Annotated in this window: 15 protein-coding genes; 13 read left to right on the top strand and 2 right to left on the bottom strand. The window is 34.3% G+C overall.

Going from position 1 to position 12,583, the window contains the following annotated elements:
• The first annotated feature begins 10 nt into the window (after nt 1-10).
• A complete protein-coding gene (locus I2F89_RS00995) occupies nt 11-1,447 on the top strand; it encodes a helix-turn-helix domain-containing protein (RefSeq protein ID WP_195513250.1) in 1,437 nt (478 codons plus the stop codon).
• 73 nt (nt 1,448-1,520) lie between these two features.
• Here the strand turns inward: I2F89_RS00995 and I2F89_RS00990 are convergent, their stop codons facing one another.
• Together I2F89_RS00990 and I2F89_RS00985 are read right to left on the bottom strand one after the other, a co-directional pair.
• Complete coding sequence (locus tag I2F89_RS00990; protein ID WP_019723937.1) at nt 1,521-1,736, bottom strand: helix-turn-helix domain-containing protein; 216 nt, start codon at nt 1,734-1,736, stop codon at nt 1,521-1,523.
• An 8-nt stretch (nt 1,737-1,744) separates the two neighbouring features.
• A complete protein-coding gene (locus tag I2F89_RS00985) occupies nt 1,745-2,218 on the bottom strand; it encodes a DUF2975 domain-containing protein (protein WP_195513249.1) in 474 nt (157 codons plus the stop codon).
• A gap of 584 nt (nt 2,219-2,802) precedes the next feature.
• Between I2F89_RS00985 and I2F89_RS15680 the strand changes: the two genes are divergently transcribed.
• From I2F89_RS15680 to I2F89_RS00925, 12 genes are all read left to right on the top strand, one after another.
• A complete protein-coding gene (locus I2F89_RS15680) occupies nt 2,803-4,086 on the top strand; it encodes a sensor histidine kinase (protein ID WP_195513248.1) in 1,284 nt (427 codons plus the stop codon).
• A 2-nt stretch (nt 4,087-4,088) separates the two neighbouring features.
• Nucleotides 4,089-4,841 (top strand): LytR/AlgR family response regulator transcription factor, encoded by a 753-nt coding sequence (locus tag I2F89_RS00975; protein WP_071867429.1) that lies wholly within the window; start codon nt 4,089-4,091, stop codon nt 4,839-4,841.
• Between the two features lie 102 nt (nt 4,842-4,943).
• Entirely contained in the window at nt 4,944-5,510 is a 567-nt protein-coding gene (locus I2F89_RS00970; protein WP_071867428.1) for an accessory gene regulator B family protein, read from the top strand.
• Nucleotides 5,511-5,512: 2 nt separating this feature from the next.
• The gene (locus I2F89_RS00965) at nt 5,513-5,677 is read left to right on the top strand and encodes a cyclic lactone autoinducer peptide (RefSeq protein ID WP_010735382.1); all 165 of its coding nucleotides are present in this window, start codon (nt 5,513-5,515) and stop codon (nt 5,675-5,677) included.
• Between the two features lie 688 nt (nt 5,678-6,365).
• A complete protein-coding gene (amaP, locus tag I2F89_RS00960; RefSeq protein ID WP_071867427.1) occupies nt 6,366-6,932 on the top strand; it encodes an alkaline shock response membrane anchor protein AmaP in 567 nt (188 codons plus the stop codon).
• 12 nt (nt 6,933-6,944) lie between these two features.
• Nucleotides 6,945-7,133 carry a DUF2273 domain-containing protein gene (locus I2F89_RS00955; RefSeq protein ID WP_065096371.1) on the top strand — a complete coding sequence of 63 codons (189 nt, stop codon included), beginning with the start codon at nt 6,945-6,947 and terminating at the stop codon, nt 7,131-7,133.
• A gap of 12 nt (nt 7,134-7,145) precedes the next feature.
• On the top strand, nt 7,146-7,700 hold the full coding sequence (locus I2F89_RS00950) for an Asp23/Gls24 family envelope stress response protein (RefSeq protein WP_019724584.1): 555 nt from the start codon (nt 7,146-7,148) through the stop codon (nt 7,698-7,700).
• A gap of 34 nt (nt 7,701-7,734) precedes the next feature.
• Nucleotides 7,735-7,977 carry a GlsB/YeaQ/YmgE family stress response membrane protein gene (locus I2F89_RS00945; RefSeq protein ID WP_010735387.1) on the top strand — a complete coding sequence of 81 codons (243 nt, stop codon included), beginning with the start codon at nt 7,735-7,737 and terminating at the stop codon, nt 7,975-7,977.
• Between the two features lie 552 nt (nt 7,978-8,529).
• Nucleotides 8,530-9,600, top strand: a complete 1,071-nt coding sequence (locus I2F89_RS00940; RefSeq protein WP_074799084.1) for an ABC transporter ATP-binding protein — start codon at nt 8,530-8,532, stop codon at nt 9,598-9,600.
• A complete protein-coding gene (locus I2F89_RS00935; RefSeq protein WP_195513247.1) occupies nt 9,600-10,487 on the top strand; it encodes a carbohydrate ABC transporter permease in 888 nt (295 codons plus the stop codon). The genes I2F89_RS00940 and I2F89_RS00935 overlap by 1 nt, the downstream gene beginning before the upstream one ends.
• Entirely contained in the window at nt 10,484-11,302 is an 819-nt protein-coding gene (locus I2F89_RS00930) for a carbohydrate ABC transporter permease (RefSeq protein ID WP_074799081.1), read from the top strand. The genes I2F89_RS00935 and I2F89_RS00930 overlap by 4 nt, the downstream gene beginning before the upstream one ends.
• On the top strand, nt 11,286-12,566 hold the full coding sequence (locus I2F89_RS00925) for an MBL fold metallo-hydrolase (RefSeq protein ID WP_195513246.1): 1,281 nt from the start codon (nt 11,286-11,288) through the stop codon (nt 12,564-12,566). Before I2F89_RS00930 ends, I2F89_RS00925 begins: the two co-directional genes overlap by 17 nt.
• Nucleotides 12,567-12,583 lie beyond the last annotated feature (17 nt).

The raw sequence follows: 12,583 nt of genomic DNA, 5'->3' as shown, positions 1-12,583 counted from the left end.
GTGAATAGAAATGTTGAAAATTTTGTCAAAAAAATTAAAAAGACAATTGAAATTACTAGAGTACTTATTTGAAGGCAATACCTATCGTTTTAACGACTTAGAAAATTTACTTGGTTGTTCAGCAAAAACTTTGAGGAATGACTTACTTGATCTTAACTCTTATGCCAGTGATATTACCATTCAAATGACACGAGAAGAAGGGGTTAAAGCAACAATTCTACCTCATGTAACAGAAGATTATATTTATCAAGTGATCAAGCAAGAGTCGATCGAATATCGTTACTTAGAAGCTATATTATTACATAAGTTTAAGAATTATCTAGAATTAGCAGACTATTTATTTATTTCTGAAAGTACCTTGCGACGAATTGTCGATAAAATCAATCCGATGTTACAAAGTTTTGATCTGAAAGTACAAGCATTGATTAAGCTTGTTGGTAACGACCAAATCATTACTGAAATGACTGTACAGTTCTTAATGGAAAAATATCATTATTTTGAGGATGCTTTCCCTGCGACTTTTCGGTTGATTGTTACTCAACTAGCACAGGAGTTTGTTGAAGAAAATAACTTGCAACAAACGCTGATTAGTTTGGAGCCACAAGAGAAAAAAATATTTCATTTTTGGATTGCGAGCCGTATACTATTGCTCCAAAATGATAGTGCGCTAGTTTCAAACAGTAAAAAAACAAAGAAATTCAAGTACGAAATATTAAAAACTAAGCAATTGCACCTACCTAAGAAGAACGAATTGATTAATGAGCACTTGGCACGGTTTATATTCGATCAACCGTTTATTTTCCAATTATTCGATATAGATACTTTGAATCAAAAAAATCCCATTATACTTGCATTAGATAGCTTCATCAAAGAGGTGGAAGAGAAATATGGAATTGTATGCGAAGACAAAACAAAGATCTTCCACAAGATCACTATTTTATTACAACAAAATACGGTGCCATTTTCCATAAATTACCAAAAGCACTCACTTTTTTTAAAAAACACTCACTCAGAAATGAATAAAATCCAACTTCGATTATGGAATAAGTTAAAACATTACGTCCATACGCATAATATTCTACTAAATGATTTCGAAGAATTTGCGACAACTGTATTTACAGAAATATTATTGTACTGGCCAGATCTAATAAAAAAATTCGAAGATAATAAACATGTTCGTGCATTAGTCATAACCAATTCTACCCTTAAATATGACGACTATTTGCTCAGCAAGCTAGAACACCAGTTGGGCAATCAATATGAATTTGTCGTGAAAAACAATAAAGTATTATCTCAGGATCTAATTAATTATGAGAATTTTGATTGTATTATTTCAAATATTACGATTGATAAAACATATAATATCCCTATATTCGGTATCTCCGTTTTCCCTAAAACAAGGGAGATACATAATCTGATAAACTTTTATCAAGAATTGCTTGCTTGATAACGAATAAAAAAATGCAAGTCCTCCAAATCTTGAGATTATGGGGCTTGCATTTTTATAATAGCTGAAATAGTTAGATTTCTTTATCTTTTTCAAAGACAAGAAGGTCACCTGGTTGACAATTTAAAACTTCACAGATTTTATCTAACGTAGTGAAGCGAATCGCCTTTGCTTTTCCAGTTTTCAATATTGAAAGATTAGCCATGGTTATGCCAACTTTCTCACTTAGTTCAGTTACTGACATTTTCCGTTTTGCTAACATCACGTCTAAATTAACAATGATCGCCATCTCGCACCTCACACTGTCAATTCGTCATTTTTCTTCAAACGAATTGCTTCTTCCAATATTTTGATCAAGACATTCATTAATACTAACCCTGCAAAAGGTAAGAAAACCAGTGCAAGGCCTAATAGCATCAATCCAGGAGCGTCATCCGCATCTGCCATTTGGTAGAATTTTGGTAAAATACCAAAAGCACTGAGTGATAAGAAAATCATTACTTTCCGGATATAGCTAACTAAACGATGGGAATGCTTTGAAAATGTCTGGTCTTTAGATACGATTGTTAATAATTTAAAAATGATGCCACCAATGATGATACCTGATAGCAGAGTAGTGAAAATGACTAAAATCATAAGAATGGTTTGCCAATCTAAGAGGGTGTTTGATTCATTGGTTAATAACTGAGTACCAAATAATAGACCAAATAGACCGAAAACGACACATACTCCGATAGTAGTTGTTTTTAAAAATAATGAATGTATTTTCATTTGTTTAACTCCTTAAATAAATATATATTGATATTCAATTATTATTTATCGTTTTTCGATAAATAAATGGCTGAACGATTGCCTTTCCCGAAGAAAAGGCAATCTAACGAAGCATTTGTGTTACTTAAAACCTCTAAAGAGGCGATTACTCTATATTAACTCTTTCTCATTTAAACAATGTATTCCCTAACCACTAATACATCCTTGTAACCCTTTAGTTACGCCAGTGGGATTAAATTTCATAAAAACAAATTAAGATGTCGTATAACATATGATCCGTAATAAATCTATTATAACACAACATGCTATAGATGTAAATAGACTATAACTTTCAGGAAAAAACATTGGCTGTACCGAAAAAATGAAAAATTCTACGCGGTTTATTAATCAACATGTAATCCAAAAGACTAGTGAAATGTGCTACAATCTTTTTTGTTAAAAAGGATTAAAACGTTTTTGTTATCGAAAGATACATAAAATGAAGAACTTAGGCTTTGTTTAAGAAAAATAGGTTAAGAAGCAATTCTTTGTTGTTTTTGGTTTGTTGTGTACGTGAGGACTTACTTAAATTAGGGGGACATTTTGTGAATTTAGACACGCTGGAAAGCTTGTTGATTGTCATCGTTCAAACGGCTTGCATCTTTTGGGTGACTAGCTATTTGGATACGCATTTAAAAAATCGGTATTACGTCATTTTGTCGATCATTGGAATCATTTGCTATATGGCACTTTATTTTGTGATCAATGTTTTTGCAACTGCGGTTTTATGGGCTAGTTTATGTGCCGTAACTTATTACTTCCGGCGAAATATTTATATTGCGCTATTTATCCCTTCTGTCACATTCTGTTTATATATTTTTTCCGATTATATCATCAATTTCAGTTATACGATTCTTCACTTGGTTCTAAATATAAGATTAACTGTGATTTTAGGAACCCTTCTTTTTTTCTTCTTTGCATATATTTTCAAAACACGGTTATTAGAAAAGTGCTACAAAGATCTCTTGACGATGAAAATCAGCGGAGTCATTGCGACAGCGACGATTTGTGTCTATTTTAGTCTAGTGGTCATAGAAAGATTTCCTAATTTGCGCATTTATTTGATCGATGCACATGAGCTATTCATGATATTGTATGGGCTGTTGTCAGCGATCATTTGTTTTTCTTTTATTTTCATAAAAAGAACGGAATATGAAAATAGAGAACAAAAACGCCAAATGAGTTACTTGATCGAATACAGTGAACAAGCTGAAAAAAATTATCTAGAGATTCTAAAATTTAAACACGATTACAAAAACATTCTTATTTCATTAGAAGAGTACATCGAAACTGAAGATCTAGCAGGACTAAAGGATTATTTTAGAAATAGTATCAAGGCGACAGGTTCGATTTTTGATCAAGAAATTTTCAGGATGTCTTCGATTTCGAATATTAAAATCCGAGAAATCAAAAGTGTGATCATGAGCAAGTTATATATGGCACACCAGAAAGGGATACATGTGAGTATTTCGGTGCCTGAGGTGGTCAATCATGTGGAAGTGTCTACGATGGTACTCGTAAGAATGCTGGGGATCATTTTGGATAATGCAATTGAAGCCTCAGAAGAACTTGAATATCCAGAGATCGAACTAGCAATCGTGGCAGACCATAAAGACTGTACCTTTATGTTGATCAATAACTGTCCAGGTGATTTGCCTAAATTACATGATTTAAAGAAAGCAAGTTTTACAACAAAACCCGGTAATTCTGGGATAGGTTTGACAAATCTGGATGAGCTAGTCCAGTTGAATGCAAATGTGTTTTTAGATACAAAGATCCAAGATGATAAGTTTATACAAATCATAACTATATGTGAGGTAGAGGGGTAAGTATGTTAAAAATTTTTATTTGTGATGATGAAGAGATCCATCGTAACCGCATCACCAACATTATTAAAAATTACGTAATGATGATGGATTATGATGTTGAGTTCCAACTAGCTGCAGATAACCCGTATGATATTTTATCTTATGTATCAACTAACAAAACAGAGGGTATCTATTTTTTAGATATCGATTTAAATTCAGATATCAATGGCGTAGAACTAGGGAAGCAGATCCGACTGTATGATCCAACAGCCAAAATCATTTTTGTTACGACGTACACCGATTTTGTCTATCTTACTTTTCTTTATAAGGTAGAGGCGTTGGATTATATAATCAAAGATAATGAAGAACAATTGCAACAAAAAATCATCAGTTGTATTGATATTGCGATTGAACGATATATGAATACTGCGTTGTCTACTAGGGAACAGATCTGGCTAAAAAGCGGTGCCGTCGATGTAAAATTATATGTTGATGAAATTCTCTTTTTTAGTTCAAGTCCAACACCACATAAACTGATCGTACACTTGGACAATCGCATGATTGAGTATGCGGGGAAAATCAAAGAAATCGAAAAATTAAGTGATTCTTTGTGTCGTTGTCACCAATCGTTTGTCGTCAATTTGGCAAACATAGCAGAAATCAATAAGAAAGAGCGAAAAGTGATCATGACGAATGGGGAAGAATGTTTAGTCTCTACCAGGTATTTAAAAAAATTAGTCACTCGCTTTGAAAATGAGTTTTCGCCCAAAGCATAAATGCATCGATTTTTGCACTTTTGACAAAATTAGAAACACTTTTGATAAAATAATCTATAGATTAGTAAAATAGGTATAATAAACTGTGAAGGAGCGTGAAAGATGACTGAAGAGTACATTTCAATAGAGGAAAAATTATCAAAGAAAATAAGTGGACATTTCGCTTCACAATTAGGCCTTTCACCGATTGAACAAGCAAAGATGGAATATGGGTTATCGATCCTATTTGTTGATCTGTTCAAGATGATCGTGATGTATGGGATTGCGTTTCTCTTACACATTGTGGGAGCAGTGTTCATCACACACCTTGTATTCATCTCAGTTCGTTTGACAACGAAAGGATTTCATGCAAGTAATAGTGCAGTTTGTACAATACTTAGTGTGCTGTTCTTGGTTGTTTTGCCTTGGATCACCGCTTCGATTGGTTTTGAATTGACTCGTCCTTTGTTTGTTCTCGGAATTCTATTCGTTGGCTTAGGAATACTCGTAAAAGAGCGAACGATCAATCAAACAAAAGGACCTTTCCGATTAAGAAAAACGGTCTTTATCATTCTGTTCATCACAACGATCGGCGTGCTTTTACCTAGTGACAGTATTCGTACATATCTCTTGTTAGGTCTAGCAATTGCTACATTGTTGATGTTTATTAAAAATAAAGGGGTAGAGTAAATATGTTAACAAGTCTAAAAACAAAGAAATTACAAATGATGCAGGTTATCTCAACAATGGCGATTGCTATCGCAACTTATGCAATGGGAACGATCGGTGCGGATTGCACATTCGTTATCTACGAACCAAAAATGCCAGAAGCATTAAAAAATGAAATGAATAAATAAAAATAAAAAAGCAATTTAGAAAAAATCTAAATTGCTTTTTTTTTGTAAATGTCAATTCATTTCTTTCGATAATTTTGTAGTAAGAGAACGAATAAAAAGAAAAATAATGATTCCCACAACGTAGTTGTCCAGCTAAATTCTTTTGACACCCCAAAAAATAGATTGCCAGCATTGGAAACAATCAAATAAATAATCGTTATTATAAATGCGTATATGGATTTTTTTAACATGTGACACCTCTTTCTAAGAATAATAGCTTAACTAAATCAAATTACTATTATTCTAACATTTTTCTTCAACTTATTATAAAATATTTCAATGATTTTTGAAAAGGGTATCATCCTTTATAATAAAAGATTAAAACATTTGGTTTGAAAGCGGGAAATTATCGGTTCTCGCTGTATTTTGTCATTTTTATTTTTTATTTTGTAATATAAATGAGCATTATCTTTGCAATTTTTAATCTTGAATACTATTCTTGTAGTATAGCCAGCAAGAAACAATAGAAGTTATATAATAATTGTTACTGTTATTTAAGATTTCTATACAGGGGAGAATACCAAAGTTATTTTGAGCCTGCACTTTTTGGTAGCGCTTACTTAAAGTAGGTATTCCTATAGGTTCCTCAAGCGATATACTTGTTGGTCAAGTGTTGAAAATAAAAAATAAGATACTTAGGAGGTGGAAAATGAATAAGGGGGTAAAGATCATCGGTGTAATTGTAAGCATAATTTTACTTTCAGTACTTTTGATCATCGCTCTAGTTAATGCACCATATGTCTTACCTGAACAATTGGAACGTTTTCGCTTTTTTACGATAACAAATTATTATATGCAACAATATATTTTCTGGGCTGCAGTCGTATTTGCAATTGTTGTCGTTCTCATCTTATTATTTGTTCTTTTCTATCCAAAATCGAAAGGAACCTTCGTATTAAAGCACAAAGATGGAAAATTGACGTTGGATAAAAAAGCCATTGAAGGACTGACTCGTTCGTATCTACACGAAGAAGAGTTCATTCAATCACCAAAAGTCAAAGTACGATCAACAAAACAGAAAATCAATATTCATGTAAAAGGCGATCTAAAACGTACTTCTTCTCTTATTGGTAAAACAGAAATGTTGATGCAAGAAGTGAGAGAGCAAGTTGCCAATGTCCTTGGTTCAGAACAAGAGATCAAAGTAGCTGTCAATTATAGTAGTTATCAAGATGAAAAAGAACATGAAGACAACCAGCACTCACGAGTAGAATAGGAGGGCACACAAATGAAAGAATTCTTTTCACTATATAAGCTCCCTATTATCTTTGGGGGTCTTGGCTTACTATTAGCCGTTTTATGGTTAACAGTTGGATTTTTCAAAACTCTTTTAATATTGATCATGACCGCTATTGGTGTGGGTATTGGTTTTTATTTAAAAGAAACAAGATTATTAGATGAATATTTCAAATCATAGGAGGAATTTAATATGGAAAACAAAGATTTCAAAAACGTGAACACTACTACAGGTACAAATCCAGTTGCTGACACTGCAGCAAAAGGTGAATTGACTTATGAAGACAAAGTCATTCAAAAAATCATTGGTTACGCATTGAAAGATGTTGACGGTTTGTTGACTCTTGATGGTGGATTTTTCTCAAACATTGCTGAAAAATTAGTCAATACAGACAACGTGACTGCTGGAATCAATGCAGAAGTTGGTAAAAAACAAGTGGCTGTTGATTTAGATGTAGTTGTTGAATATGGCAAAGATATCGAAAACATTTATGATCAAATCAAAGAATTGATCAGTACAGAAGTGAATGAAATGACTCATCTTGATGTGATCGAAGTCAATGTAAATGTTGTTGACATCAAAACACAAGCAGAATACGAAAAAGATCAAGAAACAGTTCAAGATAAAGTAACTGATGCAGCAAAATCAACTGGTCAATTTGCTTCAAAACAAACTGACAAAGCAAAATCAGCTGTTGGCAAAGGTGCGCAAAAAGTAAAAGAAAACAATGAACCACGCGTACAATAAACTTAATTTTTTAGAATTTTAGGAGGAAATAATTATGGGATTTATTTGGTCATTAATCGTTGGTGGTATTATCGGAGCAATTGCAGGAGCAATCACAAATAAAGGTTCTTCAATGGGCATCATTGCGAATGTAATCGCAGGTCTAGTTGGATCAGCTATTGGTCAAGCACTTTTAGGTACTTGGGGTCCAGTGATCGGTGGAATGGCAATCGTACCATCACTTATCGGAGCAATCATTTTAGTATTGATCGTTTCATTCTTTGCACGTAAACTTTAAGCAAAGGGCGCTTACTCAGATTGAATGATTTGAGATTAAGTAATAGATCGACTAAACATTCTAACCGACCACAAAGAGTAGTTTTTGTACTTACTCTTTGTGGTCGGTTTATTTGTACATATTTTCGAACATCCATTGTTTGTGTGTTTCAATCGATTGATTAATTTGAATCGCTGTGTTGCCCATAAAAATAATATGTAAACTATATTTTTTTGATATAAAAAAATAACAAAATGTTTTATCCATAGCAATCTTTGAGGTTTAACTGTTAGACAACTGTTATTTCTTGTCATAACGTTAAATGTTGCTATAGATAAAGCTTTTTTTCTTTGTTATCCTTTTATTGAAATATTATATGAATAGTTTTCATAAGTATCATTTTATAACATTGATTTCAATTTTTACCAAAAAACAACCATAAAAACAAGGAGTTGAGAATATTTTCAAGATATTTACATATAATATATGTAATCTAAATATTCGAACGTTAAGATGAAGATATAGAAAGAAAACAGCTGTCATAAAAATATATGGAAGAGTGGAGGGTCACTTATGATTGAGGTGATCGGATTACAAAAAACTTTTGATAATGGCTTTGAAGCATTGAAGCAAGTGGATTTTACGATAGAAAAAGGGGAACTTGTTTGTCTTTTAGGTCCTAGTGGTTGTGGTAAATCGACAATGTTGAACCTCATCGCAGGACTGTTACAACCGACAGATGGTGATATTCGTTTTAAGGGGGAGTCAGTCATAAAAACGGAACCCAAAGATCGAAATATCGGATTCGTATTTCAAAATTACGCATTGTATCCACATATGACTGTTTTAGAGAACATCATGTTTCCATTATTAGTTGGGGATAATAAAAAGAAAAAAGGTGATGCTAAAGCGATTGCTGAAAAATATATGGAATTAACCAATATCAAAGAGTTACAGAATAAGAAACCTGGAACTTTATCTGGTGGGCAACAACAACGAGTAGCTATCACGAGAGCGTTAGTACAAGAACCAGAAGTCCTATTATTGGATGAACCTTTAAGTAATCTGGATGCTCGATTACGCTTGAAGATCCGTGAAGAGATTCGCAGGTTAGTGAAAGAAGTGGGGATCACAACGATTTTTGTCACCCATGACCAAGAAGAAGCTTTATCGATCAGTGACAAAATCATCTTGTTAGAAGATGGCAAGATACAGCAAGAAGATGATCCTCAAAATCTCTATTTAGAGCCAGAAAATTTATTCGTTGCAAAGTTCATCGGTAATCCAATCATTAATTTTTTACCAATTGAAGTTGTCGATGATGGGATCAAACATGCGTCATTTGATTTACCACTCACTCATTTTATCGAAAAACGTTTCAAAAAATCGATCACAAATGGGAAATATTACTTAGGCATGCGTCCTGAAGATATTTTACCAAGCGATAGTGGTCCTTTAAAAGGGAAGATTCAAAGTGTTGAGTTGATTGGTCGTGAACGAATTTTACACTTTGAACTCGCAGGAGAGCGAGTAAAGTCAATCGTAGGGGTGGAAAATGAGATCACTGAAGGAACTACGGTTACGTTTGACTTAGCTTATCACAAAGTGTTCCTATTTAGCTTTGATGGAGAGAGGATCTATTGATGGGAAAGAAAAATTATAATTCTGAAAATCAATTAAAAGCTTGGTATTTTTTACTTCCAGCATTACTTGCAATTTTTGTATTCAGTATTTATCCGCTTTTTCGGGCTTTTTTTATGAGCTTTCAAAAAGGGACATTGATCAATCCTCGATTTGCAGGAGTTGAGAATTATCAACGTTTGCTTAGTGATCCAGTATTTTTCCGCGCGTTGAAAAATACTGCGTTCTACAGTTTTACCGTCGTACCAATTGCTTTGATTCTTTCACTGGCGATTGCGTGGGTGATTTTTGAAAAAGTAAAGTACAAGTCATTTTTTGAAGCGATTTTTTTTATGCCTTATGTCACGAGTACAATAGCGATCGGTATTGTTTTTCGCTATTTTTTCAACGGATCATACGGGCTCATCAATTACTTACTTGAATTTTTTGGGCTCCCACGAGTGAATTGGTTAGATAGTGTATCAATGAGTATGCCGACTTTGATCCTCTTTGGCATTTGGACGAGTTTAGCTTTCAATATTATCATATTATTAGCGGGATTCCGTAACATCGAGAAAGAGCATTACAAAATCGCGAAGATGTTTGGCGCAAATGAATGGGAGATTTTTGTGAAGATCACTTTGCCACAATTACTTCCTACACTCACGTTCCTCTTAACAGTCAATTTGATTGGTGCGTTTAAAATCTATACGCAAGTTTACGCACTATTTGGTGGTCAAGCTGGGATTGCTAAAAGTGCGATGACCGCAGTATTTTACATTTATGATAAGTTCCATGTTGCAGGTAGACCAGGTCTAGCTATGGCAGCAACACTTGTTTTATTCTTGCTTATTCTAAGTATTACTTTTTTCCAACAGTTGATTTTGAAGAAAGTGGGGAGAAAAGGATGAAAAAAATCGTTACATTGCTCTCACTCTTATTTTTGACACTCCTAGGAATCATTACGGTGTTTCCATTTATCTATATGATACTTGGTGGATTGATGACATATCGGGAAGCGACAAGTATTCCACCAACTGTTATACCTGATTCCTTTCAATGGGTGAATTATTTCACAGTATTCGAAAAAGCGCCATTTATCCAATACTTCATCAACACTTTATTTGTATCGTTAGTGACCACATTGGCAACCGTTCTCACTTCACTGTTTGCAGCATTTGCCTTAGCAACTTTGGAATTTCGCTACAAGAAAGTAGTGATGGTAGGATTGATTTCTTTGTTGATGATTCCATACGAGTCGATCATATTTACGAATTATAATACAATCGCACGTTTAGGCTTATTGAACTCTTATACAGCTTTGATCTTGCCGTTTTTGACGAGTATTTTTTATATTTATTATTTGACTAATTACTTGAAAAGTATTTCGCGTTCCTTTTATCAAGCAGCTAAGATCGATGGAGCTTCTGATATGGAATATATCAAAAAGATCCTTATTCCTATGTCCAAGCCAGCACTGGTCACAGTAGGGATTTTGACTTTCATTTCGAGTTGGAACTCCTTTTTATGGCCGTTATTGGTCACAAATGACAAAAAATTTCGATTATTGAACAATGGCTTATCTGCATTTACGAGCGAAAGTGGCAGTGACGTTCACTTACAATTAGCAGCAGCTACTTTAACCGTATTACCAATCGTGCTTATTTACTTTATTTTTAGAAAAGAAATCATCCGAGGAGTGGCAAAAAATGGGATCAAAGGCTAATCAAAAAACCAGCATTACCTTTCACAGTGGGCTCTTGACGATTGGTGGGACAGTCATTGAAGTTGCTTACGGCGACGATAGAATCTTTTTTGACTTTGGAACAGAATATCACCCTGAAATCAACTTACCAAATGAAGAGCTATCGACTTTACTAGATGTGGGATTTATTCCAGCAATTGATATTTATGATCCGCGATTGACCACACGCAAGAGGGATTCTAAGTTTGTAAATACCGCCGTATTTTTATCACATGTTCACTTGGATCACACAAAAATGATCAATTATCTTGATCCAGAAATCCCATTGTATACATTAGAACCAACCAAAGTTTTATTGGAAAGCTTAAATCGTAACGGAATATTCTTGCTGTCTTCACCTTATATAGAAGGAAATACACGAACGATCAAAACGATTGCGCCTTGTCAGGATCTTCACATCGGCGAATTGATGATTCGTTTGTTTCCTGTAGATCATGATGCGTATGGTGCGGCAGCCTTTCTTATCGAGACACCAACTGCTTTGATTGCTTATTCTGGTGATCTTCGACTTCATGGATTTGATCGACATTTGACAGAGAATTTCTGTGAAGTGGCACAGAAGGTCGATGTATTGATGCTTGAAGGAGTCAGCATTAGTTTCCCGGAAAAAGAGAAGAAAAATGAGGCATCACCAGACAGTGAACGAGCGTTGACGGAGCAACTAGTGAAGATGATCCAAGAAAACGAGAATCGTCAATTGACTTTCAATTTTTATCCAGCCAATATCAAACGCTGGGAAGCTTTGATTGATGCTTCCCCACGACGAGTAGTTGTCGAAGCAGAAATGGCTTTACTCTTACAAAAAGTCGCAAAACGAGAAGTCCCTTATTACTACGCTGAGAAGAAAGAGCGGATCGGTACATTAGACCCCCGACTTGAGTATTCTTACGAAACTTTATTAGCAGATTCGACGGATTATTTCTGGCAATTTGTTGGTGAGGTTGATTCATTACAAAAAGGAGGTCTGTATATACACAGTGATGCCCAACCATTAGGCGAGTTTGATCCCCAGTACGCGATTTTTAGAGGAGCATTTGAAAAGCAACAAGTGGAGTTTAAGCAGTTATCATTATCAGGTCATGCAAAACCAGCGGATCTAGCTGAAATCATCGATCGGATAAAACCAGCTATGTTGGTTCCCATCCATACTTTAAAACCTGAGAGTATGCACAATCCATATGGAAGCAGAGTATTAGTAAAAAGAGGCGAAACCATTCAACTATAATCGGAGGAAAATGAAAA

This window comes from Enterococcus sp. 1001283B150225_161107_E12, assembly GCF_015556925.1.
Taxonomy (GTDB): domain Bacteria; phylum Bacillota; class Bacilli; order Lactobacillales; family Enterococcaceae; genus Enterococcus_B; species Enterococcus_B mundtii.
The sequence above is the reverse complement of the archived record's forward strand: the minus strand, read 5'-3'. Positions and strand labels throughout refer to the sequence as shown.

Bases quoted from the DNA above. Each gene is read 5' to 3' on its own strand.
- I2F89_RS00965 (WP_010735382.1), top strand. From the start codon at position 5,513: ATGTTAACAAGTCTAAAAACAAAGAAATTACAAATGATGCAGGTTATC.
- I2F89_RS00955 (WP_065096371.1), top strand. From the start codon at position 6,945: ATGAAAGAATTCTTTTCACTATATAAGCTCCCTATTATCTTTGGGGGT.
- I2F89_RS00975 (WP_071867429.1), top strand. From the start codon at position 4,089: ATGTTAAAAATTTTTATTTGTGATGATGAAGAGATCCATCGTAACCGC.
- I2F89_RS00935 (WP_195513247.1), top strand. From the start codon at position 9,600: ATGGGAAAGAAAAATTATAATTCTGAAAATCAATTAAAAGCTTGGTAT.
- I2F89_RS00970 (WP_071867428.1), top strand. From the start codon at position 4,944: ATGACTGAAGAGTACATTTCAATAGAGGAAAAATTATCAAAGAAAATA.
- I2F89_RS00940 (WP_074799084.1), top strand. From the start codon at position 8,530: ATGATTGAGGTGATCGGATTACAAAAAACTTTTGATAATGGCTTTGAA.
- I2F89_RS00990 (WP_019723937.1), bottom strand. From the start codon at position 1,736: ATGGCGATCATTGTTAATTTAGACGTGATGTTAGCAAAACGGAAAATG.
- I2F89_RS00925 (WP_195513246.1), top strand. From the start codon at position 11,286: ATGGGATCAAAGGCTAATCAAAAAACCAGCATTACCTTTCACAGTGGG.
- amaP (WP_071867427.1), top strand. From the start codon at position 6,366: ATGAATAAGGGGGTAAAGATCATCGGTGTAATTGTAAGCATAATTTTA.
- I2F89_RS00930 (WP_074799081.1), top strand. From the start codon at position 10,484: ATGAAAAAAATCGTTACATTGCTCTCACTCTTATTTTTGACACTCCTA.
- I2F89_RS00995 (WP_195513250.1), top strand. From the start codon at position 11: ATGTTGAAAATTTTGTCAAAAAAATTAAAAAGACAATTGAAATTACTA.
- I2F89_RS00950 (WP_019724584.1), top strand. From the start codon at position 7,146: ATGGAAAACAAAGATTTCAAAAACGTGAACACTACTACAGGTACAAAT.
- I2F89_RS00985 (WP_195513249.1), bottom strand. From the start codon at position 2,218: ATGAAAATACATTCATTATTTTTAAAAACAACTACTATCGGAGTATGT.
- I2F89_RS00945 (WP_010735387.1), top strand. From the start codon at position 7,735: ATGGGATTTATTTGGTCATTAATCGTTGGTGGTATTATCGGAGCAATT.